Below are 26,915 nucleotides of genomic sequence, written 5' to 3'. Positions count from 1 at the left end.
TCCTTTCCAAAAGCTGACAGAGCGCCCAGACCATGAGTTATCAGGTATTTGCCAGAAAATGGCGTCCCAAGACATTTGAGGAGTTGGTCGGACAGACGCCGGTAGCCCGGACATTGTTGAATGCCATTCAAAATAACCGTCTGGCACATGCGTATCTCTTTGCCGGAGCGAGAGGGGTCGGAAAGACCTCTATGGCGAGGTTGTTGGCGAAAGCGGTCAATTGTGAGAAAGGGCCTACCATCCATCCCTGCGGTGAATGCTTTCTCTGCAAGGAGATTGCCGCTGGAATATCGGTTGACGTCCTTGAAATCGACGGAGCATCCAATAGGGGCATCGACAATATTCGGGAGCTCAAAGATCAGATCAAATATGCCCCGTTAAAAGGGAAGTATAAGATCTACATTATTGACGAAGTCCATATGTTGACGACCGAGGCTTTTAATGCGCTTTTAAAGACGCTTGAAGAGCCTCCTCCCAACACCATTTTTGTCATGGCAACAACCGAGCTTCACAAAATACCTTCCACGATCCTTTCCCGCTGCCAACAATTTCATTTCAAAAAGATCACCCGGCTTGAGATGATGAACCAGCTTAATCGCATTGCGCATGATGAAAATATTAAGATATCCGAAAAAGGCCTATTGATTGTGGCCAAATCTGCAAACGGGAGCATGAGGGATTCTTTAAGCATTCTGGATCAGATTGTCTCTTTCAGCGGAACAATGGTGAATGACGACGACATCCGTGCAATCCTGGGTGTGGTCGATACGAAAATTCTGTTCGACTTAACAGAGGCGCTTTCAGACAAGAGAGTTTCCGACACAATGGCTCTGCTCCGCAGGATATTCGACGGAGGATACGACTTGAAATACTTCTGTCAAGAATGGATCCATCATCTGAGAAGTCTGCTCATGATGAAGATCATGCCTGATCCTAAAGATTTTCTAGACCTTCCCGAAGAGGAGATCTCAGATCTTGCTCGGTTGACCCCTCTTTTCTCGGAAGACCAGATCCAGAGATTTTTCAGAATTTTCACCCAGGTGGAGGAAGATATCCGTTTTTCCTCACAGCCTTACTTGATTATTGAAGTGGCCTTCATTCAGGCAGCGTCGCTGGTCCCGCTGGAACCGATACAAAAATTGATTGAACGGGTGCATAAAATCTCGGATCAGTTGAAAAGCTTTCCGGTGGAAACCGACACCCGACCGGGATTGTCCCAAACTCCGGTTTCACGTGCAGAGAGACCGGAGCAGATGCCAAGCCAGGCGAATGCCCCTGTGAACCCTTCGAATATTGAAACGTCCGTTGTAAAACCTCGGGATGACGAGTCTCAGGATCTCTGGACACGTTTATTGCAGGAGCTTAAAGAAAAAAAGCCCAACTTCGAATCCTATTTGAAACAGGGTTTATGGATTGCCGAGGAGAAAAACATCATTAGAATCGGTTACCCCGAGAATTCACCCTTTATTTCTTTTTTAAAAAAGGAAGAATGTCTGAAAACGCTGGCCGAGTTCTGTGAAGGTATTTTAAAAAAACCGGTTTCCGTTCAGATTGTGGGAGTCAAGGAATCCGACAGAAATTTCAATCTGGGACAGGCCGTTATTACGAAGAGAGGAGAAGGTTCTTCTCTCGTGCAGAAAATCCAGGATTCGCTGGGTGGAAAAATCGTCGAAGTCAGGGACCTCGCATAAACAAGGAGTTGATTCATGTTCAATAAAAAAATGCTGGGAGACATGATGCGTCAGGCCCAGGCCCTTCAGGAAAAAATGGGCAAAGCTCAGGAAGAAGCGGGAAAAAAGACAATAGAAGCGACTGCGGGCGGAGGCATGGTTACGGTCGTGGCCAATGGTCGTCAGGAACTCCTTTCGATCAAATTTGATCGACAAGTTGTCAATCCGGAAGATATCGAAATGTTGCAGGATCTTGTTCTGGCCGCCGTCAATGAAGCGTTAAAAAAGAGCCGGGAAATGATGGCAGACGAAATGAAAGGACTGACAGGGGGACTCAATATTCCCGGAATGTTTTAATGGATCAAAAAGGAATTTTTGCCCATCTCATCAAGCAGCTCATGAAGCTTCCGAGTGTTGGACAAAAAACCGCCCAGCGACATGCTTTTGCGTTACTGAAAATGTCCCATAAGGAGGCTCGCGAAATAGGTCAGGCGATTTTTGATATCAAGGAAAAACTTATTTTCTGCTCGAGATGCCGGAACATCTCGGAGAATGAACTTTGTACGATCTGTTCCAATCCCCAGAGAGACAGGAGTAAAGTGGTCGTTGTTGAAGAACCCAGTACGGTTTTTGCCATTGAAAAAAGTGGTGAATACCGAGGTCTTTATCATGTTCTGCTCGGCCTGATATCGCCGCTGGATGGAATTACGCCAGATGATCTTTATCTGAAGGAGCTCATGGACAGGCTTGCCAACCAGGAAATCAAGGAGGTCATTGTCGCAACCAGCCCGAACCTCGATGGGGAAGCTACCGCGCTGTATCTCTCAAAAAAAATAAGGCCGCTCGGGATCAAAGTGTCGCGAATTGCCATGGGGATTCCGGTTGGAATTGACCTGGAATTTGCGGATGAAGTGAGCTTGATCAAATCTATTGAAGGAAGACGGGAGCTCTGATAATTCCCCTTGTTTGCCAAATAGGTGAAAATCTTGTATATTTTATGATGACAACTTTCTTTTACTAAGGAGCGCCGTGGCAGGTCTAAATATGGTCATGAACGACGAAGCTTTTAAGCTTGTCGAGGCCGAGTTACAGAAGTTGATTGAACAAGTAAATGGAAAAGTTATCTTCCTGGTTGACAAGAATGGGCAGATGATTGCGTCGGCCGGTCAGACCAAAGGAATTGATACGACTGCGCTTGCGTCACTAACGGCCGGCAATATCGCTGCAACAGCCGGAATGGCCCAGCTCCTGGGAGAGAAAGAGTTTTCAATTTTGTTTCATGAAGGTGAAAAGGACAATATTCATATTGCCCTGGTCGGGACGCGTATCATTCTGGTCACCATATTCGACAGTCGGTCTGCTCTTGGAATCGTTCGTCTCAGGGTTAAAAAGGCGGTCGATTCGCTTGGGCCCATTTTTGAAGATATATTTAAGAAATCGGAAAAGGACAAGAATTCCAAACAGACATCGAAGTCTCCCTTTGCCGAAATAACCGAAGATGATATTGAAAAATTATTTGGATAATTTTTATATAAGGACTTTTTTCTATGTCGTTTATTAATTATTCTGCCCGCGAAATAAATTGCAAGATTGTTTATTATGGCCCCGGGTTATGCGGAAAAACGACCAACCTCCAGTTTGTCTACAAGAAAACCGATCCCGACAATAAAGGGAAGATGATTTCTCTTGCGACCGAAACGGAGAGAACACTCTTTTTTGACTTTCTTCCGCTCTCACTGGGTTCGATTCGCGGATTTAAAGTGAGGTTTCATCTGTATACGGTGCCAGGACAGGTCTTTTATGACGCAAGCCGAAAATTGATCTTGCGAGGAGTAGATGGTGTTGTTTTTGTAGCGGATTCCCAGGTTGAGCGAATGGAAGCTAACATCGAATCGCTTCAAAACCTGCAAAAAAATCTTGCCGAACATGGTTTTAATCTTGGTACCATTCCCTATGTCATTCAATATAATAAACGCGATCTTCCCAACGTCATTCCCCTTGAGGAGTTACAGAAAGTCCTGAATCCAAAAGGAGCCCCTTATTTTGAGGCGGTTGCAATGACCGGAACGGGTGTATTCGAAACCCTCAAAGAAATTGCCAAGATATGGTACATTTTCTTTCTTTTTAGAACCCAATCAGTCATCCTCTATCTTTATGCATTTCCACTATTCCCCGGTAGCTCAGTCGGTAGAGCAGGTGGCTGTTAACCACCGTGTCGGCGGTTCGAATCCGTCCCGGGGAGTCTATTTAGCGATGTTTTAGTCAGCAAGATTCACCCTATGAGATTGTTTCTCGGTCTATTGAGTTTCTTCCTCCTTTTATCCTGTGCGACGATGCACCGGTCCTCTGCCGATGAAACACTTTGGCAGGTCTGTTTCACTCCTGATGAAAATTGCGCAGATCAAATCGTCATACTGATTGAAACGGCAAAACATTCTATTTTTTTACAGGCTTATTCCTTTACCTCTTCACAGATTGCAAATGCCCTGCTAAGAGCGTCGAAAAGAGGAGTTCATATCGAAATTATTTTAGATAAGAGTGCCCGATCTGCAAAATACTCTTCGGGAGATCTTCTAGCCAATAAGGGAATACCGGTCTATATCGACTCTGCACATTCTATGGCTGACGATAAAGTCATATTAATTGATGAGGAAACAATTATGACCGGATCCATCAATTTTTCGAAAATTTCTCTGGAGAACAATGGAGGAAATCTGTTGATCCTCCATCATAAATTTATTGCAAGAAAGTACCTGGAAAACTGGAAACAACATAGAAGACATTCGGAAAGCTATACCGGACAATGACGGCTTGAACGCCTCAACCGGTCATCGCGGGCCAGAGGATGAGTCTGTTTGCATTCCTCGCCCGGTTTTGATGATTGACAATTGATTCAATAATCGCTAAATTCTAGCCTGATTGTGGCGGTAAGTACGAGTCAAGCATGAACGACTGTTGAAGGAGAGCGAAAGATGCCTAACATCAGAAAGAATCCACGCTTCCCCATGTCCGGACTGGTGGTTGTTAAGATTCCAGGCAAGGAATCGCAATTCTCAGGGATGATTGAGCTCATTTCACTTGGAGGAGTCGGCATTTATACCAAAGAAAAGGTCCAGGCGAAAACAGCGGTTATCTTGCAGATTATCAGTTTTTCAGGAGCAAGCACCTTAAATTATACAATCAGTGGTGTCGTCCGAAACCATGATCGGCATAACGAATTCGGTGTCGTGGGAATTGAATTTGACAAACAGATCAGCTCTGAAGAGCAACCGCATCTTTATGATTTTTTGCAGATTCAGGAGAAAAAATTAAGTCAATATCTGACGACCAATTAATTCCAAATTAAGTGCGTCGGAAAATATCTGCCCGACTAACCCGGTGATCTTGCACAACGAAAACCTACATCCTGATAAGAGCTCTGGGGTTCTGAAAAAAAGCGATAGGATGTCCGGTAGAAATACTTCAGGGTGTAATGCCCCACCCCCCCGAAACTCCCGCCCCTGAGGACTTTATTCTTTTCTCCAAAATCTTCACTTTTGTATACTGAGCCGGGGTAGGGCTGGTACCAGTCTGAAGTCCATTCCCATGCATTCCCGGTCATATCATAGGCTCCGTAAGGACTTTTCCCTTTTTCGTAGCTTCCGACGGGAGTCAATCCACCTATTCCGGAGTCACCCATATTTGCATTTTCTTTTAGGTACTCGTTTCCCCATGCGTATTCACGGCCATCTGTTCCCCTTGCTGCCTTTTCCCACTCCGCTTCTGTGGGCAGTCTTTTTTTTATCCAGTGACAATACCGTTCAGCATCGTACCAGCTCACGGTGGTGACCGGATAATTGGCACGTCCGGAAGGAAAGAGACCATTGGGCCAGGATCGAGGCGGCAGCGATTGCGTCGCATCGACAAACAGCTTGTACTGAGCATGAGTCACTTCAATTTGATCGATAAAAAAGGAGGGAAGATAAACGCTTCTCTGGGGATGCTCATCGACGAACAGAGGCCTCCGCATACCAAATTCCGTGGAAGTCCCTTCGGTATCAATTTTGTCACTTCCCATTATAAATTCCCCTTCGGGCACTAAAACCATTCCCTCCGGAGGATTTAGTTTTTGGGCGGGACAACCCAGCAGAAAATAAAAAAGAATCAGCGGTGCAATCTTGAAAAAAATCAAGGTTTCACGACAGGAGAGGTGAGCGTTTGCTCTTCGGGCTGCGGATAAATGAATATCTTGTTTTCATAGTTTTTGACGATCACCTGTTTGGCATCTTTTCGAATCAGAACATCTTCAGGGAGAACGGCTATTTTTCCACCACCGCCCGGCGCGTCAATGACATAGTGGGGAACGGCCATTCCGGAAATATGTCCGCGGAGCGATGTCATAATTTCCAAACCGGCATCGACGGTCGTTCTAAAATGGTCCGTCCCCGAGACGAGATCCGCCTGGTAGAGGTAGTACGGTTTGACGCGAATAGCCAATAATTTCTTCATTAAAGATTTCATGACTTCCGGATTGTCATTGATGCCTTTTAAAAGGACCGTGTGTCCGCCGAGAGGAATTCCTGCATCGGCCAGTTTTCCGCAGGCTTCTTTGACTTCAGCGGTAATCTCGTCGGGATGATTAAAGTGAAGGTTCATGTAAAAAGGATGATATTTCTTTAACATCTGGCAGAGTTTTTCAGTAATCCGGGAGGGGAGGGTCCCGGGTACCCGGGTGCCGATCCGGATAATTTCAATATGGGAAATGTCCCTGAGACGGCTTAAAACATTTTCAAGATATTCATCCGTAAGCAGGAGAGGATCTCCTCCCGACATGATAATGTCACGAACCTCGATATGTTCTTTGAGATAGCTCACCCAACCATCCAGCACCCCTTTTGGAATAAATCCAGATTCGCCGACAAACCTTTTTCTTGTGCAGAAACGGCAGTAAACGGGACACTGGCTTGTTAAATAAAGAAGAACCCGATCGGGATACCGATGAACCAGATTGGGAACAGGAGAGTCATGACCTTCTCCCAGGGGATCATCGACGCAGGAAGGGGAAAATTGCGATTCTTCCAGGGAGGGAAGAACCTGCCTGATGATCGGATCCCCTTTTTCTTTCATAAGCTTCAGGAAATAGGGGGTAATCCGCATCGGATAGCGTTCAATCAGTTCCTTAAGTTCCTCTTTGTTTTCGAGGAATGGGAGGTGCTCCAGGAGATCGTCGATGGTTTCGACACTTTCTTTCAGATCTTTTTTCCACTGGTCGTTTGGATTCATAGTCATCAATTCTTTCTATTTCTTCCCATATTGTTTTTCAAGATACTGAATGATCTTTTCTTCATCATCTAGAACCGTCTCGCCATCGACGAGAACGGGAACCAGGTACTGTCCTGAAACTTCATAAACTTCCGTCCGGAGATTCCGGGTTGAGGGAACCGGAATCTTTTCGTAAGAAAGATTTAACTCTTCCAATTTATCCCTGACCAGTTCGCAGAATGGACATGAATCCAAATCATAAAGTTTCATGATTTCCTCCCCAAACAGGAATCTTGATTGTTTTCTTACCCTACAGAGTTATTTTGATCGACTCGACAGGGCGCCATCACAGCATCCGACATTCCATGGATAATTTTCTTATTCGCAGGGCAGGTTGTGGCAAGTATTCCCCCCAAGTGTACACCTTCTTTGGAGGTAAAATAATAAGGCGAAAGCCGGGTCCGTCCGGACATGTTCACGACCGATTCGGCCGACCGGTCATAATAGTTCACATCCACTCTTTTGCCGGAATGAAATTCCTGAAGGAGGTACGGACCGTTGGGATAGGACGCAAGTGCCTGCTCCAGGGCCGATCGCCATTCCTGGCCGGAAAGGTCATGTCCGATTCTCACGCCGCGCGCACCCCAAGCCAATTCTGAAAATCCGGAAGGTTTAAGAACGAAACGCCGCTCCTTTTGACCCGCTTCAAAGAGTTCCTCCCACCGGGTGACCGGTTTATTCCGGAAATATAAATCAGGTATGAGGCCGTAAGGAGGAAGTTCTCTGGGATCAAGTACCCAGGTCTGGGGTATTAGAGGTTTTAGAAAATAGTAACTTTCTTCTCCGAGCTCTTTTTCCCAGAAAAATCTCAAAACAGGGTGGTGGAATAGAGCGAACCAGAGTTTCTCTTCCAAAAAGGCCTTGAATGGAGGGGTTACCGTCGTTTTTCCCTTTTTGGAAGCGTAAAAAAGAAGGTCCATTTTTGGAATATTTTTGAAATCGAAAAGTTCAAGAAAACGGTAAATCGCCGAAAAGGGAAGTAGCGTTTCCCCTTTTTTAAAAAAAGGACCCTCTTCAGTATAAAAAAGCTCCTCAGGCCGGCAGAGATGAGCCGAGAAACCGGGACGATTCAGTTCTTTTACAAAAAAGTCCATCTCCGCAAGATAGTCTTCCGATTCTTGAGAAACGACCAACCCAAGACGCACCTCTTCCCGGTCAGCCGTTTCTGGAATCAGGGATCGGACCATCTTTATAAATCCCTCGGTCATTCCACGATGACCACCGACTGTCGAATAGCCGAGTTTGCCATATAAAATATTGAGCAAATGGGTCAAGCCAATTCCACCCGGCACGGAATCGAGTTCTGAGATAAACATGCCATCCGCTGTGAGGATGAGGTCCGGACGGATGACGCCCGGGAGTGCGCTCTTCATCCGGTTCATTCTGCCGAATTCGACAATATGCTGCGGTTTGCCGAGATCGAGATATTGCGAGACCCATTGAGGAAGGATTCCCTTTACACTTTCATAATAACATCGGTTCTGGACTTTATAAAAATTGAGTAAGGAAGGCCCCAATTTTTCGAGGAGGGCAATTTCTATGGACGATAGTGGGAAGGGTTCCGGAGAAACCCTGAAAGTGAGAGGAAATTGAAGTTGTCCCATGCCGGCGACAAGTTCATGGCACCGGTTTATTAATTGAGGTTCGTCGGGGAGACTGGCAATTGATGGAGGTTCTTCAAGAGATGGCACCGCAATCTTGGGTATCATAAAAAAATAATAACATGGGTCTGACTACTCTTCAACTATTTATATGGGTCTTTCGTATCGGATTAAACCGGGGTAGTCGGAAAAAAAACCGTCCGCTCCAAGTGCAGAATAGGCCTTTATTTCATCCGCCCGGTTTACCGTGTAAAGAAAGATCTTTAATTTGTGATCGTGAATCTTACTGCTCAGGCCTTTCTTCATTCTATGTTTCGGGAGGTGAATCGAAAAAGCTTTTAAATCAAGGGCTTCCCTTAGATAAAGGAAATGCGGCTCCCGATTGACCAGGATTCCAATCGGAATCGTTCGATGAAAATGGCGGATTTCCCTCAAGACTTTCCAGTTAAAAGAGGAGAGAATCACATTTTTCGTCATCTGATTTTTGGAGATTTTTGCCAAAAGCGTCGGAATGCTACCGATTCTTTTAGGGAGTTTTCCTTTTATCTCGATATTGAGATTGATTTTATTCTTGGCCCATGCAAGCAGCTCTTCGAGCGTTAAGACCCTTTCTCCCGAAAATACTGCGGAGAACCATGATCCCGCATCCAGGGTCTTGATTAAAGACAGAGGCGTAATACGAACTTTTTTTGATACGCCGCAAGTGCGCTTGAGATTGAGATCGTGAATGACGACCCAGTGATGATCGGCAGTCAATTGAATGTCGAGTTCAATCATATCGGCCTGTCTTTTAACCGCTTCGTTAAAAGAGGCTAACGTATTTTCAGGAGCATAACCGGATGCACCGCGGTGTCCGATGATCAAATTGGACTGAGCCAGTCGTTTAAATGGGATGAGTGTCATTTCGTGATCGGATTTTACTAGAAAAAAACGGGATTATCCATCTTTCAAGTAGAAATGAATTGACAAACAGTATCATTTCGACTAATTCCTTTAAAGAAGAACGCATTGCGTGACTTATTCAGCGAGACATCCCATTTGATTGAATTCATTTCCGGCCTCCTTTTTTCAGCAGTTGCCTTTAGCCTGTTCGCCCTCCTCTATTTTCAATACCGGTCACGGCCAAAATCCTCCCAGGGTCTTCAAGAGCAGATCCATGCAGCCCGAAATGAGATGTCCGTCCAGCTTTCCCAGACATTGACCCATATTCATGAACAGCTCACCCGTCATTCACTGCAATTCACCCAGGAGATCAGCCGGCTGGGAGAACAGGTTCAGAGCGCCTCCGGTCAGATCGGGATGCGTTTTGACCATGCCTCCCAGATGGTCAATGAAGTTCAGCACAATTTGGGCGCCCTGTCGACGGCGACGCAAAAGGTTTATGAAGTGGGAAGAAACATCGCCACGCTTCAAGAGTTGTTGAAAGCGCCCAAATTAAGGGGGTCTTTGGGGGAATTCCTGCTGGGGGAGTTATTGGGTCAGATTCTCCCTGCGACTTCGTATACGCTTCAATATATGTTTAAGAACGGAGAGATCGTAGACGCGCTTATTCACCTCGGACAGGGGGGCGTGCCCGTTGATGCAAAATTTCCGCTTGAAAATTTCAGGAGAATGACCGACGCTTCGTCGGCTGAGGAAGAAAAGAAAGGGTATCGGAAAAAATTTAATCAGGATATCAAAAGGCATGTCGACCAGATTTCTTCAAAATATATCCTGCCGGACGAGAAAACTTTTGAATTTGCATTGATGTATATACCTGCCGAAAACGTCTATTATGAGACGATTATCAGAGAAGAGGGGAGCGATTTCGAGAAATCTTTATCGGCCTACTCCCTGTCAAAAAAAGTGATTCCGGTCTCTCCGAACAGCCTGTATACCTATCTTCAGGCCATTTTGCTTGGCCTGAAAGGAATCCATTTGGAAAAGTCTTCGCGTGAAATGTCGGACTACCTTTCCCGGCTGAGAATTGATTTTATAAAATTCAGGGAGGATTTTGAAGTACTCGGAAAACATCTCAACTCGGCAAAGTCAAAATACGAAGAATCCTTGAGGAAATCGGACCGGTTTCAGGATAAATTGAATGAGATTGAAATTCCGCTTGAAAAGAAGAGCTTCGTTGATGGAAAAACGATTAACGAGAGAGACCCAGGGGACGCTCTTTTTGGTCCTAAAGTGCCACACGAGTGATTCCATAGCATCGATCGTCCCGAAAAGAGAAAAAAAGTTATCCTTTCTCCTCTGTATGTATGCCAGACGAAACTATTTTTTATCCAACTCATTGAAATATCTGTGAATATTATTAAAAAATGATAAAATGAGAAGGTATGTATTTTGCTTATATTCATGACGAAATTCTTGCAGAGGCTTGATTGATTACTATTTGTCATTCCAGAAACAGGTACCGGTATATTGTCATCATTCTAATCGTCCTGCTTTCGGGATGTTATTCCAGGACTGGAAAGGAGAATGTCCTGGAACTGACCTACAATAGAACTCCAGGCCCAGGCCAGACGAACGTGCCTGTCAACACCAAAATTCAGCTTTTCTTTGGTTCCCAGCTTGACCCGAGTTCAATCCGCCCAGACCTGGTTAGCTTATTGGACGGCGTCGGGAACCCGGTCCCTTTGAAAATTGACTATGCCCCTTATCCGGAAAGCGGTATTTCAATCCTGACATTGACCCCTCAAAGTTTTCTAAACACGCCTCCCGTTTATCTTAATACCAATGTTTTTTATACGGTGGTTTTAGGAGGAGGAATCAAGGCTCAGGGGGGAGGAGGCGTGACGCAGTATCGAAGCTGGTCATTTTCCACCAATAACTCGATCGATATCATTCCTCCCACGTTTGGAGGGGCCCTTTCGGCAGAGGGGGTCGATATGGGATCTCTAAAATTGACCTGGGGTCCTGCCGTGGATAGTCCGGGAGGTACGCCGGCCAATCAACTCATTTACGGAATCTGTTATTCGATCAATTTGAATACCTGTTCGACACGGTTTGTCCCCATTATCGTCAATCCTTCCGCGACGATTGACTCGAATGGAAATTATAACTTTGTTTTAAAGCCGCTTAAACCCGATACGCGGTATTACATTTTAGTCAGAGTACTGGATATGGCGGGAAATGAAGACTCCAATCTGGTTCAAGTCAGTGCGACGACCAAGAAGGGGAAGCTCTACGTGGCCAATTTTAATAACAATGAAATTCTTGGATTTGATAGTCCTTCAAAATTAGGCGTGGTGTCAACGCCGGTCCGTTCAATTAAAGCCTCCCAGAATAAACTGGAAAATCCCTATGGCCTATTTTACGATCAGACTCACACCAGGCTCTATATTTCATCTTGCAGAACTGTCCAGGTACCCACCTTGATCGAGTCGCTGGATCAGTCGAACTGTCAAAACGGATCCAGCAAGATTTCTGTTTATGACAATGTGACTTCACCCAGTCAACTTCCGGGACGAGACCAGAAGCCGGATCGGATACTCTTCAATGACGGCCTCCTGGGATCGGACAGTAAATTGGATGGTCCGATTGGAATTTTTATTGATGCTTCCTCAGGTCAAGACACCCTCTTCGTCGCCAATTTTGCAGGCAATAATATTACCATTTATAATCAGGTGACCTCCTCCTGCAACGCCTATATTCTTGCAATGAGTACCAATGGAACCTGTTCGGTCAGCCCAACGGCTAAAATAGTGAGCGCCGAATTGACGGCTCCCTTTGGAATCGTCTATGATTCCAACAATAAACTTTTATATGTTTCGAATTATATTCACGGTTTTCGTTACTGGGATACCTTTGCACAAGCGTACAATCCTGACATCATACCCGGGACGACGGTCGTCGTCTTTGACGGGTCAACCCCGTTTACGACCCAGAACTACACCGCTCTTAAAACCATCTCGGGTTTCAATTCACCCTCCGGGCTTTGGTTTGAACCCTCGACGGATATCCTTTATGTGGCCAATGCAGGGTGTCCGGCATCAGGGCTTTCCTATTGCTCCAGCCTGGGATCGCCCGGTTCGACGATCTATTCGGGAATTGTGGCGATTTGTAAAGTCAGCCTTCTGGGTAATGGCGTTCAGTCTCTCCCGTCAGCGGCCAATTGTACTTCAAGCAGTTCGGGAACCCAATATCTTGCCGGAACCAAAACAGGGTTTGTCTGGCCGATTCAGATGGTCACCACGATTGCAGGCAGTAGCAGTACTCCCTCTCTCTACGTTTCTGATTATTCGGGCAATAAAGTGGAGGTTTTTACACCCAATCCCCTGTTTCAGACGACGACCGTGCATGTCGACACGCTTCCCAATCAGGAAATTTACGGATTGAACTACGAAATTAGGAAAGCCGCGGGATTGGCCGTAGGAGACGTGTCCGGTCAGGATAACCTTTATCTGGTCAATCAAGGATGGGATCAGATTCTCTTGTTTGATCAGGTCAGTCAGAATTATGGTCAATGTATCGGAACCGCGCCTCCTTATCAGTGCGTATTTTCATCCGCACGCAGGATCAGTCCCGCTATGATGGGCCCGGCCGGCATTTTTCTGAATAACACGCCGGATCCCTACGGCGTGCCGAGAGATCGTCTCTATGTCACCAATTTCTCAAATGATTCGATTATGATATTTGATAATGCGAGCGGGATAAGCGGAAACGCCTACAGTTCGGTTCAAAAGATTATTGCCAGTTCTGCCCTCAAGGGGCCATTTGGAATCTTTGTTGATACCAGTCAGTCCCGGGAATGGATTTACGTCGTCAATTCCCGAAAGGATTCGACAAATCAATTTGCCGTCGTCGTATTTGATCTCGCACAATGCTCGCCTCCTTCCGGAAGCATCACCTGCAGTATGGATGAAGGGGCCCCAGGCGTGAGGGTGATTCGAAGTTCAGACCTGGATTCACCATCCGGCATCTGGGTCGATGAAGGAGGGATAACGATTAATCAGCCGAGAGATCTTATTTTGGTCTCGAACCGGAGCCAATCGAAGGCTGATAGTCCGGGATTTATCGCCATATTTAAAAATGGCTCCACTTTAACCGGCTCCGTCCCCGCGACAACGACCATCAATGGGAACCAAACCAACATCTTTATTCCGACGGGACTTTATATGGATCCCGTTAAAGATCAGCTTTATGTGGCCAATCAGGGATTTAACAATATTCTGGTTTTCAATCATCCTCAAAACTGCGTCCCGGTATCTCAAGGTTCAAACGTTTGCAATAGCCCCCCGGACCGGACGATTTATAATACGGTTGATGTCGTTCATTCGCTCGATGGTCCCTCTTCTCTGGTTATAGATTTTTCGGCGGATCAAATTTATGTTGCAAATCTTGGTTTATACAACAACATTTCTTCACTCCTTACAATCAAGCAGGCTTCCACTGTGAACGGTCAGGCGTTTATCTCGGACTATCTCTCCGAGAATAATAACAATGTGACAACCTTCCCTTTAAGATTTCCTGAATCGTTGGCGCTCGATATAACGAGGTGAGAAGATTAACAGCCTTGTCCGGGTGGGGGAGGCGGGAGGCCCATGGGATAGGTGACTGTAGCCGGACCGGAAAAACTCCCGACTGAGGCAGTGATCGTATCGGTAGGTGAGAATCGGTTATAGCTTAATGTGACCAAGCCGTTCTGATCCACACAGCTCATTGTCCCCGTCGTATTGGTCCAGGCAAAAGTGACGCCGCACACCGTATTCCCGTTCAAATCCCGTGCCTCTGCCGTAAATGCCTTGGAATAAGGGGGAGGTGAAAAGGTATAATTTGAAGGGGAGACGGTCACGGATACGATCGTTGCTCCGGAAAGACAACTGGCCGAGTCATTTTTGCTGCCACAGCTCAATACCAGGACGAGAGGCAGTATCCATATGATGAGAGGAATATGCAGGTATTTCATAAATCCATTTTATCATAATTCTTAACCTGTTCTAAGCCAATTCACCTGTCCAATATGGCCATTTTCTCTGACCGATCTCATTTTGAAAGACGATTCAGCCCTTTATGGAGTCTCCTCGCGAGATATCAAAAGAAGGGTAAAAAGTGGATTGATCTGACTGAATCGAATCCGACTCGATGCGGATTCACCTATCCTCCGGAGTGGTTAATCACTCTAACCAAAAAGGAAAATCTTTGTTACAACCCCGATCCCAAAGGGAGTCTGGAAGCCCGGAATGGGGTCGTTGAGTATTACGAGTCCCATGGCGTCGGCGTGAATCCCGAACAGATTATTTTGACTGCCAGTACCAGCGAAGCCTATCAATTCCTGTTTCTTCTTCTTTTGAATCCTGGAGATCGATTATATGTTCCGGCTCCCGGATATCCGCTCATTGAACCACTTGCGAAGCTCATGGGCATTTCGATTAACCATTTTCCCCTCCGCTACGACGGGATTCAATGGAAGGTGGATATCTCATTTTTGGAAAAGGCCATGGAAGCAGGAAGAGGAGCCATCGCGTTGGTTCATCCTCACAATCCGACCGGATCTTATATTGATCGTCAAGACCAGGCGCGTTTAATCGAGCTTGCGAAAAGCAGGGCCTGTCCGATAATTGCCGACGAGGTATTTTTTGACTATCGATATCCGGACCAGAATCCCCTTCCCCGGAGTTTTACTTCTCAGAACCGGACACTGGTCTTTACTTTGAATGGCTTGTCCAAATTGGCCGCTCTGCCTCAAATGAAACTCTCATGGATTGTGGTAACAGGTCCCAGAAAGATAGCTCAGGAAGCCGTTCGGAGATTGGAGCAGATCGCGGATTCCTATCTCTCTGTTAACGGTCCGGCGCAAAACGGCGTAGGTCTCTACCTCCGGAAAAGGTTGAAAATACAATCCCAGATTCAGGATCGAATCTGGAATAACCGGGTTTATCTTTCCGAAGTCATGAAACGATATCTGCCGGAGGGGAATCTACTCAATTCGGAAGGGGGGTGGTATGCTACGATACGACTTCCCCGGGTGATGACGGATGAAGAATGGGCGATTCTCCTCCTCAAAGAGGAGGAGGTACTCATCTATCCCGGGCATTTATTTGATTTTACGATAGAATCTTGCCTGATCCTGAGTCTGCTACCCCCGGAATCCCGATTTCAAAGGGGTGTCAGGAAGGTAATTAAGCGGATCGCTTATTCTCTCTCCCTCATCGGATGAGAACCTTGCATGCCACGCATTTTTTTCATCTGATCTTTGGTAATAATGGTTTTAATTTTAGCCAAATGTTTAACAAAACTCGACCAGACGGGACCTTCCAGAGCGCCGATCTCCTTCAATTTCGCATCCGCTTTTTCCAGATTGATGCTCTCTTCTTCCAAAATTTCCCTGAGTTCTTGTTCGGCCCCTTTTAATTTGGCCTCATTGACCATGTTTTCCGTACGATAGGTATCCCTTAAACTTTTGAGATCACTGACCTGTTTTTCATTTAAACCCAGAATCTCTTTCATCTGAAGGAAATGAACCGCGGCGTTATGGGGTTTCATCCAGTTTGATTTGCCGCCTCCGTAACCATGTCCCCACATCTGCCCCATTCCGGGGTGCTCCATTTCGCCCGAGGGATCCATTCCAGGGTGCATCATCGGATGACCCATCATCTCATGTTCTTCCGAATAGGTATCCGGTGGCTGTGCGAAAGCAAAAACGGTGAATGATAAACCTAAAATAAGAGCGCAAGCAAAAGTCCTGAATGAAAATAACATGGTAGAATCCTCCTTTAATTTCTAAAGTGTCGCTGTCCGGTTCTTGAGCGAAAGTACAGCAACCTCATCCGGTCAAGCCTAATCCAAAATGACCCGAAAATCAAATATTCAAACAATTTGACAAACGAGCCCCTCTTGTCTATAATACGTATGTCTTGATTGTATAGCAATTTGCCCACAACCTCGTTGTTCAAATTTCTTCTTAATTTCTAACAATATAAGTTTCAAGAAAAAGTTTAATGTGAGTCACCGGATAATTCCCCCCAACGCCTATTTCTATATATCAGAAATCATGCAAAGCAAGATTGACTCTATTCCGGACCCCATTTCCTTTGATCGAATGAAAGTCTAACATCCAACAATTACAAACCAGACTGGCCCAAAGCCATCATTATCAACAGCCAAAATTAAGACTTATTTATTTTGATTCTTGACTTGTCCTCGGATAGAGACTTTTCTGAATCGACAAAATAAAAGAACATGAAGATTGAACTATCAGGCGTGTATCGCAAATTGTAAGGGAGAATTTATGAATCTGTTAGAACTGAAAGAGAAACCGATATCTGAGCTCAATGAGTTGGCAAAGGAGCTGAAAATAGATGGCGCCTCAAATTTAAGGAAGCAGGAGCTCATCTTTGCCATTCTTCAGGCCCAGTCCGAAAAAAATGGTTCGATATTCGGCGAAGGCGTTCTGGAAACATTGCCAGACGGATTTGGTTTTCTAAGATCCCCGGACTACAATTACCTCCCCGGACCGGATGATATCTATGTTTCACCTTCCCAGATCAGACGATTTAATTTAAGGACAGGAGATATTGTCTCCGGTCATGTGCGACCACCCAAGGAAGGAGAACGTTACTTTGCTCTTCTGAAAGTAGAAACGATCAATCATGAAGATCCTGAAGTGGCTCGGGACAAAATTCTTTTTGACAATCTCACGCCTATCTATCCGATGGAAAAGATCAGGCTGGAATCGACACCGGACGATTTTTCGACTCGAATTATGGATCTGATTACGCCAATTGGAATGGGGCAGAGAGGGTTGATCGTGGCACCTCCGAGAACAGGAAAAACCATGCTTCTACAGGCGATCGCCAAATCGATCACCAAGAATCATCCGGATATTTCCCTGATCGTTCTGCTTATCGACGAGCGCCCTGAAGAGGTGACAGATATGCAACGACAGGTTAAGGGAGAAGTGGTCAGTTCCACCTTTGATGAACCGGCTCAACGCCACGTGCAGGTTGCCGAAATGGTCCTGGAAAAAGCAAAACGGTTGGTGGAGCATAAGCGAAATGTGGTCATTCTGCTCGACAGCATTACGCGATTGGCCCGTGCATTCAATACGGTAGTTCCTCCCAGCGGAAAGGTGTTATCGGGAGGGTTGGATGCGAATGCTCTCCAGAAGCCGAAACGGTTTTTCGGGGCGGCCAGAAATATTGAAAATGGCGGAAGTCTGACGATTATCGCTACGGCCCTGATTGATACCGGAAGCCGGATGGATGATGTGATATTTGAAGAGTTTAAGGGAACCGGAAACATGGAACTTCATCTTGAAAGGAAATTGGCGGACAAGAGAGTGTTCCCCGCAATTGATATTAATCTGTCAGGAACCCGAAAGGAAGAGCTCCTGGTCGACAAGGAAGAACTTAACAAAATGTGGATCCTGAGAAAAGTACTCAATCCGCTGGGTTCCATCGAAAGCATGGAATTTCTGCTGGATAAGATCAAAGGAACCAAAAACAACAAGGAATTTCTCGATTCGATGCATAAATAGCCGTTGAAAAGTGGAAATGAATTTGTTAAAATCATTTTTTCTCAAAATTGAATTACAGGTCGTTGGGATCTTTAAATTAAAGAAAGGCATGAAATGAAAGCGGATATTCATCCTCAATACAAAGAAATTCAGATGGTCTGTGCCTGCGGGGCATCGGTGATGACCAAGTCGACTGCAAAGGAGATCCGTCTTGACATCTGTTCGACATGCCATCCATTCTTCACAGGGCTACAGAAAATTGTTGACGCAGAGGGTCGAGTCGAACGATTTAGAAAGAAATACGCAAAAAAATAATTTACGGATCTTTAATTGTTATCTAACCCGACCCTTTCAAAACAGATGAGGTTCGGGTTTTTTTTTATGAAATAGCGGGAAGCGAAAATGGCCACCACAGAATCATTTATCTTTCAAAAGCTTGAAAGCCTCTCCCATCGGTATGACGAGCTCAGCGAACTCTTGGGTGATCCGAAGGTCTTGTCAAACCCCCAGGAATCTCAAAAATATGGCAAAGAGCAGAAAGAAATTTCTCCTCTCGTTGCCCATTTTCACCGCTATAAAGAGGTTCAGAAGCAAAAAAGCGAGGCAGAAACTCTTTTGTCGGCGGCCGGGAATGACGAAGAACTTAAAGAGATGGCGGCTGCCGAAGTTCGAAAACTTGAAGAAGAAAGGATTAAACTGGAGAAGGAGATCAAGGTTCTTCTGATCCCGCAGGACCCCTATGATGAAAAAAATATTTTCCTGGAAATAAGAGCCGGGACGGGTGGAGAGGAGGCGGCGCTCTTTGCCAGCAATCTTTTCAGAATGTATTCGAAATATGCCGAGCTTCACAAATGGAAAATTGAAATTCTCAATTCCAATTTGACGGGAATCGGAGGGATCAAGGAGATCGTTGCTTCCATCGAAGGGAAAAGGGTATATAGCCGGTTGAAGTTTGAAAGCGGAGTCCATCGGGTACAAAGAGTTCCGGCGACTGAAGCGGGAGGGAGAATCCATACTTCGACCGTGACCGTTGCCGTGCTTCCCGAAGCGGAAGATGTTGATATTCAGATCAATGAAAACGATTTGAGGATTGACACGTTCTGTTCGTCCGGAGCGGGCGGGCAGAGTGTGAACACGACAAAATCAGCCATTCGAATTACCCATATTCCAACCGGTCTGGTGGTCAGTTGCCAGGACGAAAGATCTCAGCTCAAAAACCGGATCAAGGGAATGAAGGTATTGCGATCCCGGTTGCTGGAGATCGAAAATGAAAAACGGGAAAGTGAAATTGCTCAGAGCAGGAAGACTCAGGTCGGTACGGGCGAGCGGAGCGAAAAGATCAGAACCTATAATTTCCCCCAGAACCGGGTGACCGATCATCGAGTCGGACTGACGCTTCACAAGCTGGAGGCTGTCTTGGAAGGGGACCTCGAAGATTTAATCGATGCGCTTTCGGCCTGGGATAGCGCAGAAAAATTAAAGAGCGCGTGAAAACACGATTGAAAAAAACCTGGCTTGAACTCGTGAAAAAGGGCGAAAGCGTTCTGGAAGCGCACGGTATTGAAGACCCTCGCCTGGAATCAGAAATACTCCTGAGTGCGCTGGTCAAAGTGAGGCGGCTTGACCTCTATCTCCGCCAGGAAGATCCGGTGGATTCCGGAGTTGCAGAGCGGTTCGAAGATTTTCTTTCCCGCAGGGGCAGTCTGGAACCCATTCAGTATATAACGGGCTATGAAAGTTTTTTGAATCGGAATTTCTCGGTCGGTCCAGGTGTTTTTATACCCCGCCCGGAAACAGAGGGACTGGTGCGATCGGCGCTTTCCCGGTTAAAGGAGGGCCCCTTTCTTGAATTGGGAGCCGGGAGCGGGTGCGTTTCAATTTCTCTCTTGCTGGAACAAAATACCTGTAAGACGGGTTATGCTGTGGATCTTTCTCCCGACGCGCTTCTTTATGCCAGGGCGAATGCCGTGACGCATGGGGTTGCGTCAAGTCTTCATTTTATCGAAGGGGACCTCTTTTCGACGGTGCCGACTAGATTTAAGGGGAGCTTTGAAGTTGTGGTTTCCAATCCCCCCTATCTTGACCTCGAACAAGACCAACAGATTGAGACCTCTGTGAAAAAGTTTGAACCGAAACTTGCGTTAGACGGCGGAGCCGGGGGACTCGATATTTATAGCAGAATTCTAATGGAAGGATCCGCCTGGATAAAGCAGGGGGGATTTCTTGTGATGGAAATAGGCCTGAATCAGAGCGGGTCACTTGCTTTTCTTGTTCAAGAACAGCCTTGCTGGGAATGGGTGGAGGTATCCCGTGACGAACAGGGAATAGAACGGATCCTCACGCTGCTTTATAAAGGGGACTCCTGTGGATAAAATGATCATTTTGGGAGGATTCCCCTTGCGGGGAACGGTCAGGATCAGCGGTGCCAAAAACGCGGCCCTTCCAATTTTGGCGTCTTCCCTGTTGAGCGGCGGGGAAAACGCCTTTTCAAATGTACCTAAAATGGGGGATATCTCCACGATCAAAAAACTCCTGGTTTGGCTGGGAGGAAGCGTGGACGAAGCGGTCGATAAGACTGTCATTTCCTTCGAGAAGATTGAGCGGCAGGATGCCCCCTATGAAATGGTCAAAACCATGCGGGCGTCGATTTTGGTCCTGGGACCTCTTCTGGCGAGATGCGGGGAGGCCTCGGTTTCTCTACCGGGAGGTTGCGCGATTGGAGCAAGACCGGTAAATCTGACGCTGGCAGCACTTGAAAAAATGGGGACCGAAGTGAAGATTGAACAGGGGTATATCAAAGCTAAAGTCTCCCGACTCAAAGGAGCCAAGATAGTGTTTGATACGCCGACAGTGACCGGGACAGAAAATATCATGATGGCGGCGACGTTGGCCGATGGAACAACGATACTTGAAAATGCGGCCTGTGAACCGGAAATCACGGATCTGGCGGCCTCTCTGTCGCTTCGGGGAGCGGCTATCCATGGCGCAGGAACTGAAACCATCACCATTCACGGTGTTCAGTCCCTTCACGGAGGAAACTATACGATTATGCCGGACCGGATTGAAACGGGGACTTTCATGATTGCGGGTGCCATGACCGGAGGCGAGCTTTTTATTCAAAACGGCGTCTCTGAACATCTGAAAGCAGTCCAGTTTAAATTACAGGAAGCAGGTGTTGAAATTGAAGAGGAAACGGGCGGTCTGAGAGTAAAAAGCAAAAAAGAAATCCGTCCGGTAGATGTAAAAACAGCACCCTATCCCGGATTCCCTACCGATCTTCAGGCTCAAATGGTAGCTTTAATGAGCGTGGCCGGAGGTTTTTCAATCGTCACAGAGAATATATTTGAAAACCGTTTCAATCATGTCGCCGAACTTAAGCGAATGGGGGCGGATATCAAGATTAGTGGAAATCAGGTGGTCATACGAGGCATTCCAAGATTGAACGGTGCTCAGGTGATGGCGTCAGACCTTCGTGCAAGCGCGTCCCTTGTCCTGGCCGGACTTGCTGCAGAAGGTGAAACGGAAATCTCGAGAATTTATCATTTGGACAGGGGTTATGAAAAAATGGAGGAAAAACTCCTCCCGCTTGGAGCTCAGGTGAAGCGGGTGAAGGGCAGCTTGTGAATACCTGGTTGACGATTGCTCTTTCTAAAGGGAGGCTTTTGCCCGAATCGATTGATCTGTTGAATAAGGCGGGTATTTCTCACTCCGAGCTTCTCTCGTCGAACAGACGGCTCGTCTTTGATATTCCCGGCCAGAAAATCAGATTGCTCATGGTTCGGGCCGGGGATGTTCCTACCTACGTTGAATATGGTGCCGCCGATATGGGAATTTCGGGCAAGAATATTCTTTTGGAAGATGACCGGGAGCTTTTTGAGCCCCTTGATCTGAAATTCGGCCATTGCCGTATTATGCTTGCTGAGCCGATGGGATCCGAATTGACCCGGAGGAAAAATCCGGCAAAACTCAAGATTGCCACAAAATATCCCCGGATTACGGAAAAATATTTCAGTCAAAAGGGAATTCCGGTCGAATTGATTAAGCTGGGCGGATCGATAGAATTGGCACCGATGATGGGTCTCGCGGACCAGATTGTGGACCTGGTCTCCACCGGGGCGACCTTGAAGGCACATCATCTGAGAATTGTCGATGAAATTGCTTCCTCCACGGCTCGATTGATCGTCAACCGAGCCAGCCTGAAACTGAAATACAAACGCGTTTATCAATTTATTGACCAGATCAGGGGAATCCTGTCATGAAAATTTTCTCGCATCAAGAGCCCCGGTTTCAGAAGGCATTTAACCGGCTGATGAAACGGTTTGAATTGAGCGAAGAGCCGATTGAGATGAAAGTGAGATCCATTCTGGCGGATGTGAAAAAGAATGGAGATTCCGCCCTGATCCGGTATACGCGGCAGTTGGACCACCTCACCCTTAAAAAAGGGACGCTTCGAATTTCGCCTGCCCAGATCAAAAAAGCCTATCGACTGGTAGACCCCAAAGTGGTCAAGAGTCTCGAATTTGCCGCCGGCAGAATCATTGCCTTTCACCAGCGTCAAAAAACAGAGAGTTGGAGTTATAAGAAGGGCGAAGTGACTCTCGGACAGTTGGTTCGTCCGATCGAAAGAGCGGGTCTTTATGTGCCGGGTGGAAAGGCCGCTTATCCTTCATCCCTCTTGATGAACGCTATTCCCGCGATCGTCGCCGGTGTCCGTGAAATAGCGGTCTGCTTTCCTTCGCTGAGAGGAGAAATCAATCCCTATGTCCTTGTTGCCGCCGACCTTCTCGGAATTTCCGAGATATTCCCGGTCGGAGGTGCTCAGGCAATCGGCGCACTGGCCTATGGTACTTCCTCGATTCAAAAAGTGGATAAAATTGTGGGTCCCGGAAATATTTATGTGGCGACGGCCAAAAGGCTGGTCTACGGCTGGGTTGACATCGATATGATTGCCGGTCCAAGTGAAGTCCTCGTCATCGCAGACCGGTCGGCGGATCCCGGTTATGTGGCGGCGGATCTTCTGGCCCAGGCGGAGCATGACCAAAAGGCCTATCCGGTCTGTATTACCCCCTCTATGAAGCTGGCGAAGCAAATAAGCCTGCAAATCGACTTAAAATTGAAAAATATGTCGCGGAAGGAAATTGCCTCTGTGTCGATTAAAAATAACGGTGTTATTTTTGTAACGAAATCGCTCAATCAGGCCATTGACCTGGGTAACCAGCTTGCCCCGGAACACCTGGAATTGGAGGTCAAGAATCCGGAGAACTGGGTAAAGAAAATCAAACATGCAGGCGCACTGTTTCTAGGTCATTACACACCTGAAGCAGTGGGGGATTATCTGGCCGGGCCGAATCACGTCCTGCCGACCGGGGGAACAGCGCGTTTTTTTTCGCCCCTTTCCGTAGACGATTTTGTCAAGAAGACGAGCCTGATTTCCTATTCGAAAGGTGCATTGGCAAGTGTTTCGGAACATGTTATTCGTTTAGCCCATGCCGAAGGATTGACCGGTCATGCCCATTCTCTGGAGATCAGAAAGTGATGAAGAATAAGGTGAGGAAGGCGTTGATTGAAAGAAAAACAGCCGAAACGAGTATCCGGCTCAGCCTAAAAATAGAGGGTACCGGTAAAAGCAAGGTTCACTCAAGTATCCCGTTCCTGGATCATATGCTTACGCTCTGGTCAAAACATGGCAATTTTGACCTCGAGCTCAAGAGCAAGGGAGATCTTGAAATAGACGACCATCATCTCGTCGAGGATATCGGCATTTCACTTGGTCTGGCTATTCAGAAAGCCATCGGTGACAAAGAAGGGATCAGACGATATGGCCTTGCCTATGTTCCGATGGATGAAGCCCTGGCCCAGGTGATCGTGGATGTGAGCGGGAGACCGTATCTGGTCTATCAGATCAGTCTGATGAAGAAGAAAATAAAAACTTTCGATATTGATCTGATCGAACATTTTTTCGAAGCGCTGGCTCAGAAGTCAGGTCTGACGCTCCACATTCACGTTCCCTACGGGAAAAATCCTCACCATGTCATCGAGGCGATTTTTAAAGCATTTGGAAGAGCTTTGGACCAGGCCCTTCAGATTGATTCCCGGATCCGGGGGGTTCTTTCGACTAAAGGGATTTTATGATTGCCGTGATCGACTATGGAATGGGCAATCTCAGGAGCGTCCAGAATGCCTTGTTGAAGGTGGGACATCGATCGTTGATTACTTCAGATCAGAAAGAATTGCTCGAAGCGACGCACCTTGTTTTACCCGGTGTTGGCGCCTTTTCTGAATGTATGGACCATCTTCGGGCAACGGGGCTTATTCCGACAATCACGAAATGCATTCGCGAAGGAAAACCATTTCTTGGAATCTGTCTGGGTCTTCAGCTCCTTTTTTCCAGGAGTGAAGAGTTTGGAATGCATGAGGGGCTCAATTTTATTCCGGGAGAGGTAAAGCGATTCCCGGTTTCTGGACTCAAAGTGCCTCATATCGGGTGGAACCAGGTCCGGATTAACAGCGATTCTCCTTTCTTCAAGGGGATTCCGCAAGATTCCTATTTTTATTTTGACCATTCTTATTACGTTCTACCCGAGAAGGAATCGGTCGTGGCTTCCAGGAGCGACTATGGTATTTCTTTTGTTTCCTCGGTTTGGCAGGATAAACTCTTTGCCTGTCAGTTTCACCCGGAGAAAAGTCAGGCACTCGGACTAAAACTTCTCGAGAATTTCGGGAACATGAAATGAAAATTTTTCCTGCAATCGACATTCAAAATGGACAGTGCGTCCGTTTGAAGCAAGGTCGATTTGATCAAAAGGAAGTTTTTTCAAACGAACCGGAAGCGGTCGCCCGGAAATGGGCTGAAGCCGGGGCGGAAATCATTCATGTCGTCGATCTGGACGGAGCGCTGAAGGGCCATCCCGTCAATCGGGACTCCATTGAAGACATTTTAAAATCGGTCCAGGTTCCGATCCAGGTGGGAGGGGGTATTCGGGATTTTGCGGCCATCGAAGATTATTTATCAATGGGCGTTACAAGAGTGGTATTAGGTACTTCTCTGATTCAAAATATCGAGCTTTTGAAGAAGAGCGCCAGGACTTATCCTGGAAAGATCGTAGCAGGCATCGACGCAAGAAATGGACTCATCGCCATTAAAGGGTGGACGGACGTGACGTCCGAATCGGCTTTGGATTTTGGAAAAAAGATGAGTGATCTGGGAATTGCCGCACTGATCTATACGGATATTGAAAAAGACGGAATGATGGGGGGACCCAATCTGGCCCGGATTGAAGAAATGGCGCAGGCCATTCACGTTCCGCTGGTTGTTTCAGGAGGTGTTTCCACTCTTAACGATATTCGCCAAATCATGGAACTGGATAATATTGAAGGCGCAATTATTGGTAAAGCCCTTTATTCAGGAGCGATCATACTTGAGGACGCTTTGGCTCTAGTCAAGGACGTCTCGTGCTGACGCGGAGAATCATCCCCTGTCTTGACGTGAAGAATGGCCGCGTCGTAAAAGGAATAGGATTTGAAAACCTGAACGATGCCGGAAATCCACTGGAGGCCGCCCGATATTACAATGAGGAGGGCGCTGACGCGATCTGCTTTCTCGATATCACCGCGTCTCACGAGGGTCGCGGGACCATTTTGGCCGTTGTGGAGAAGTGTGCGGCCGAAGTTTTTATGCCATTAACGGTTGGCGGTGGAATTCGCTCGACCGAAGATATCAGAAATTTACTTCTAGCCGGAGCCGATAAGGTCTCTATCAATACCTCGGCAGTTGAAAATCCGGAATTGGTTCGGGAGGCAGCAAACCGGTTTGGAACCCAATGTATCGTCGTGGCCATTGACGCCAAAAGAAGGACCCTCGGCGGAGGATGGGAGGTTTTCACTCACGGGGGCAGGAGACCGACCGGGCGCAGTGTACTGGAGTGGGCCGAAATGATGGCGTCCTACGGAGCGGGGGAACTATTAGTCACCAGTATGGATCGGGATGGAACCAAAGAAGGGTATGACCTCGATCTGACACGATCTGTATCTGAAGCGGTCCAGATACCGGTCATTGCTTCTGGAGGAGTAGGCACGCTGGAACATCTCTATGAAGGGTTGATCCTGGGAAAGGCGGATGCGGTACTGGCTGCTTCCATTTTTCATTATCGGGAATATCGAATCAAGGACGCGAAAGAATTTCTTATAAGAAAAGGGGTGCCTATCAGGCCGATATGAATGAAACTTTTCTCAGTTTGGTAAAATTTAACGCCGAAGGACTTATCCCGGCCGTGATTCAGAAAGTCGGGAGCGGAGAAGTTCTCATGGTTGCCCATATGAATCGAGAATCTCTCAAACAGACACTGGAAACGGGAGAAACGGTTTTCTATAGCCGTTCTCGAAAATCATTGTGGAAAAAAGGGGAAAGCTCCGGAAGTATCCAGAAGGTCAGGGAGATCTTGATCGATTGCGACGAGGACACTCTTCTGTTCAAGGTAGAGCAGATCAAGGGAGCCTGTCATACCGGGCGTCTCTCCTGTTTTTACCGAAAATGGGATCGTCTTCAGTTAGTAGAAATGGACGATCGTTCGTCTTCGTCCGGATTGGTTCCAAAACAGATTCTGGAGCGCATTTCAGAGACGATTTCCAAAAGGAGGGAGAATCCTTCCTCCGGATCATACGTTTCTGCTCTGCTGGTTAAGGGAGAAGATGCCATACTCAAAAAGGTCGCGGAAGAGGCTGCCGAGGTCCTTTTGAGTTCCAAGGGGAAAGTGCGGGAGGAGATCGTTTGGGAAGTGGCAGACCTTTGGTTTCATACTCTGGTCTTATTAGGATTCCATGGATTGCCGTTGCAGGAAGTATTCCGCGAACTTGAAAAAAGGGAAGGAAAACCGGGACTCAAGGGTTAGACTTTGGGAG

The 26,915-nt window shown here is 46.8% G+C and carries 29 protein-coding genes and 1 tRNA gene; 23 read left to right on the top strand and 7 right to left on the bottom strand.

Features of this window, described 5'->3' with window-relative positions:
* The first annotated feature begins 32 nt into the window (after positions 1-32).
* The 8 genes from dnaX (at position 33) to HY200_02985 (ending at position 5,005) form a co-directional block, all read left to right on the top strand.
* Positions 33-1,691, top strand: a complete 1,659-nt coding sequence (gene dnaX, locus HY200_03020; GenBank protein MBI3593907.1) for a DNA polymerase III subunit gamma/tau — start codon at positions 33-35, stop codon at positions 1,689-1,691.
* Positions 1,692-1,721: 30 nt separating this feature from the next.
* Entirely contained in the window at positions 1,722-2,027 is a 306-nt protein-coding gene (locus tag HY200_03015) for a YbaB/EbfC family nucleoid-associated protein (GenBank protein MBI3593906.1), read from the top strand.
* Positions 2,027-2,623, top strand: a complete 597-nt coding sequence (gene recR / locus HY200_03010; GenBank protein ID MBI3593905.1) for a recombination protein RecR — start codon at positions 2,027-2,029, stop codon at positions 2,621-2,623. Before HY200_03015 ends, recR begins: the two co-directional genes overlap by 1 nt.
* Positions 2,624-2,699: 76 nt before the next feature.
* Complete coding sequence (locus HY200_03005) at positions 2,700-3,194, top strand: roadblock/LC7 domain-containing protein (GenBank protein MBI3593904.1); 495 nt, start codon at positions 2,700-2,702, stop codon at positions 3,192-3,194.
* Positions 3,195-3,217: 23 nt separating this feature from the next.
* Positions 3,218-3,877, top strand: coding sequence for a GTPase domain-containing protein (locus tag HY200_03000; GenBank protein ID MBI3593903.1), 660 nt, complete (start codon positions 3,218-3,220; stop codon positions 3,875-3,877).
* Positions 3,840-3,912, top strand: a tRNA-Asn gene (locus HY200_02995). The genes HY200_03000 and HY200_02995 overlap by 38 nt, the downstream gene beginning before the upstream one ends.
* Positions 3,913-3,949: 37 nt before the next feature.
* Entirely contained in the window at positions 3,950-4,477 is a 528-nt protein-coding gene (locus tag HY200_02990) for a phospholipase D family protein (protein ID MBI3593902.1), read from the top strand.
* A 165-nt stretch (positions 4,478-4,642) separates the two neighbouring features.
* Positions 4,643-5,005 (top strand): PilZ domain-containing protein, encoded by a 363-nt coding sequence (locus tag HY200_02985; protein ID MBI3593901.1) that lies wholly within the window; start codon positions 4,643-4,645, stop codon positions 5,003-5,005.
* 35 nt (positions 5,006-5,040) lie between these two features.
* Here HY200_02985 and HY200_02980 read toward each other — a convergent pair whose 3' ends face one another.
* The 5 genes from HY200_02980 to HY200_02960 form a co-directional block, all read right to left on the bottom strand.
* Positions 5,041-5,727 carry an SUMF1/EgtB/PvdO family nonheme iron enzyme gene (locus HY200_02980; protein ID MBI3593900.1) on the bottom strand — a complete coding sequence of 229 codons (687 nt, stop codon included), beginning with the start codon at positions 5,725-5,727 and terminating at the stop codon, positions 5,041-5,043.
* Positions 5,728-5,837: 110 nt separating this feature from the next.
* Positions 5,838-6,932 (bottom strand): KamA family radical SAM protein, encoded by a 1,095-nt coding sequence (locus HY200_02975; protein ID MBI3593899.1) that lies wholly within the window; start codon positions 6,930-6,932, stop codon positions 5,838-5,840.
* A 15-nt stretch (positions 6,933-6,947) separates the two neighbouring features.
* Positions 6,948-7,181, bottom strand: coding sequence for a glutathione S-transferase N-terminal domain-containing protein (locus tag HY200_02970; GenBank protein ID MBI3593898.1), 234 nt, complete (start codon positions 7,179-7,181; stop codon positions 6,948-6,950).
* Between the two features lie 35 nt (positions 7,182-7,216).
* A complete protein-coding gene (locus HY200_02965; protein ID MBI3593897.1) occupies positions 7,217-8,680 on the bottom strand; it encodes a hypothetical protein in 1,464 nt (487 codons plus the stop codon).
* A 39-nt stretch (positions 8,681-8,719) separates the two neighbouring features.
* Positions 8,720-9,475, bottom strand: a complete 756-nt coding sequence (locus tag HY200_02960) for a glycerophosphodiester phosphodiesterase (GenBank protein ID MBI3593896.1) — start codon at positions 9,473-9,475, stop codon at positions 8,720-8,722.
* A 105-nt stretch (positions 9,476-9,580) separates the two neighbouring features.
* Between HY200_02960 and HY200_02955 the strand changes: the two genes are divergently transcribed.
* Together HY200_02955 and HY200_02950 are read left to right on the top strand one after the other, a co-directional pair.
* The gene (locus HY200_02955; protein MBI3593895.1) at positions 9,581-10,759 is read left to right on the top strand and encodes a DNA recombination protein RmuC; all 1,179 of its coding nucleotides are present in this window, start codon (positions 9,581-9,583) and stop codon (positions 10,757-10,759) included.
* Between the two features lie 182 nt (positions 10,760-10,941).
* Positions 10,942-14,061, top strand: coding sequence for an Ig-like domain-containing protein (locus HY200_02950; protein MBI3593894.1), 3,120 nt, complete (start codon positions 10,942-10,944; stop codon positions 14,059-14,061).
* Between the two features lie 5 nt (positions 14,062-14,066).
* On the opposite strand, the gene HY200_02945 is transcribed toward HY200_02950, so the two are convergent.
* Positions 14,067-14,468 carry a hypothetical protein gene (locus tag HY200_02945; GenBank protein MBI3593893.1) on the bottom strand — a complete coding sequence of 134 codons (402 nt, stop codon included), beginning with the start codon at positions 14,466-14,468 and terminating at the stop codon, positions 14,067-14,069.
* Positions 14,469-14,522: 54 nt separating this feature from the next.
* Here HY200_02945 and HY200_02940 point away from each other — a divergent pair, with 54 nt between their 5' ends.
* Positions 14,523-15,719 (top strand): pyridoxal phosphate-dependent aminotransferase, encoded by a 1,197-nt coding sequence (locus tag HY200_02940; protein MBI3593892.1) that lies wholly within the window; start codon positions 14,523-14,525, stop codon positions 15,717-15,719.
* Here the strand turns inward: HY200_02940 and HY200_02935 are convergent.
* The gene (locus HY200_02935; protein ID MBI3593891.1) at positions 15,695-16,261 is read right to left on the bottom strand and encodes a hypothetical protein; all 567 of its coding nucleotides are present in this window, start codon (positions 16,259-16,261) and stop codon (positions 15,695-15,697) included. The genes HY200_02940 and HY200_02935 overlap by 25 nt on opposite strands.
* 529 nt (positions 16,262-16,790) lie before the next feature.
* On the opposite strand from HY200_02935, the gene rho reads away from it, so the two are divergent.
* The 12 genes from rho (at position 16,791) to HY200_02875 (ending at position 26,905) form a co-directional block, all read left to right on the top strand.
* Positions 16,791-18,038 carry a transcription termination factor Rho gene (gene rho / locus HY200_02930; protein MBI3593890.1) on the top strand — a complete coding sequence of 416 codons (1,248 nt, stop codon included), beginning with the start codon at positions 16,791-16,793 and terminating at the stop codon, positions 18,036-18,038.
* Between the two features lie 93 nt (positions 18,039-18,131).
* Positions 18,132-18,332, top strand: a complete 201-nt coding sequence (gene rpmE / locus HY200_02925; protein MBI3593889.1) for a 50S ribosomal protein L31 — start codon at positions 18,132-18,134, stop codon at positions 18,330-18,332.
* A gap of 108 nt (positions 18,333-18,440) precedes the next feature.
* Entirely contained in the window at positions 18,441-19,508 is a 1,068-nt protein-coding gene (gene prfA / locus HY200_02920) for a peptide chain release factor 1 (protein ID MBI3593888.1), read from the top strand.
* On the top strand, positions 19,505-20,389 hold the full coding sequence (gene prmC, locus HY200_02915) for a peptide chain release factor N(5)-glutamine methyltransferase (GenBank protein ID MBI3593887.1): 885 nt from the start codon (positions 19,505-19,507) through the stop codon (positions 20,387-20,389). The genes prfA and prmC overlap by 4 nt, the downstream gene beginning before the upstream one ends.
* On the top strand, positions 20,382-21,641 hold the full coding sequence (gene murA / locus HY200_02910; GenBank protein ID MBI3593886.1) for a UDP-N-acetylglucosamine 1-carboxyvinyltransferase: 1,260 nt from the start codon (positions 20,382-20,384) through the stop codon (positions 21,639-21,641). The genes prmC and murA overlap by 8 nt, the downstream gene beginning before the upstream one ends.
* The gene (locus tag HY200_02905; protein MBI3593885.1) at positions 21,638-22,276 is read left to right on the top strand and encodes an ATP phosphoribosyltransferase; all 639 of its coding nucleotides are present in this window, start codon (positions 21,638-21,640) and stop codon (positions 22,274-22,276) included. Before murA ends, HY200_02905 begins: the two co-directional genes overlap by 4 nt.
* The gene (gene hisD, locus HY200_02900) at positions 22,273-23,553 is read left to right on the top strand and encodes a histidinol dehydrogenase (GenBank protein ID MBI3593884.1); all 1,281 of its coding nucleotides are present in this window, start codon (positions 22,273-22,275) and stop codon (positions 23,551-23,553) included. Before HY200_02905 ends, hisD begins: the two co-directional genes overlap by 4 nt.
* Entirely contained in the window at positions 23,553-24,149 is a 597-nt protein-coding gene (gene hisB / locus HY200_02895) for an imidazoleglycerol-phosphate dehydratase HisB (protein MBI3593883.1), read from the top strand. Before hisD ends, hisB begins: the two co-directional genes overlap by 1 nt.
* Positions 24,146-24,751: an imidazole glycerol phosphate synthase subunit HisH gene (gene hisH, locus HY200_02890; protein MBI3593882.1), complete on the top strand. Its 606-nt coding sequence runs from the start codon at positions 24,146-24,148 to the stop codon at positions 24,749-24,751. Before hisB ends, hisH begins: the two co-directional genes overlap by 4 nt.
* Complete coding sequence (gene hisA / locus HY200_02885) at positions 24,748-25,476, top strand: 1-(5-phosphoribosyl)-5-[(5-phosphoribosylamino)methylideneamino]imidazole-4-carboxamide isomerase (GenBank protein MBI3593881.1); 729 nt, start codon at positions 24,748-24,750, stop codon at positions 25,474-25,476. The genes hisH and hisA overlap by 4 nt, the downstream gene beginning before the upstream one ends.
* Positions 25,470-26,234 carry an imidazole glycerol phosphate synthase subunit HisF gene (gene hisF, locus HY200_02880; GenBank protein MBI3593880.1) on the top strand — a complete coding sequence of 255 codons (765 nt, stop codon included), beginning with the start codon at positions 25,470-25,472 and terminating at the stop codon, positions 26,232-26,234. Before hisA ends, hisF begins: the two co-directional genes overlap by 7 nt.
* The gene (locus HY200_02875; protein MBI3593879.1) at positions 26,231-26,905 is read left to right on the top strand and encodes a bifunctional phosphoribosyl-AMP cyclohydrolase/phosphoribosyl-ATP diphosphatase HisIE; all 675 of its coding nucleotides are present in this window, start codon (positions 26,231-26,233) and stop codon (positions 26,903-26,905) included. The genes hisF and HY200_02875 overlap by 4 nt, the downstream gene beginning before the upstream one ends.
* Positions 26,906-26,915 lie beyond the last annotated feature (10 nt).

The sequence above is a fragment of the Nitrospirota bacterium genome (assembly GCA_016194305.1).
Taxonomy (GTDB): domain Bacteria; phylum Nitrospirota; class Nitrospiria; order JACQBW01; family JACQBW01; genus JACQBW01.
Note: the sequence above shows the minus strand (reverse complement) of the source record. Positions and strands in the feature narration are given on the sequence as shown.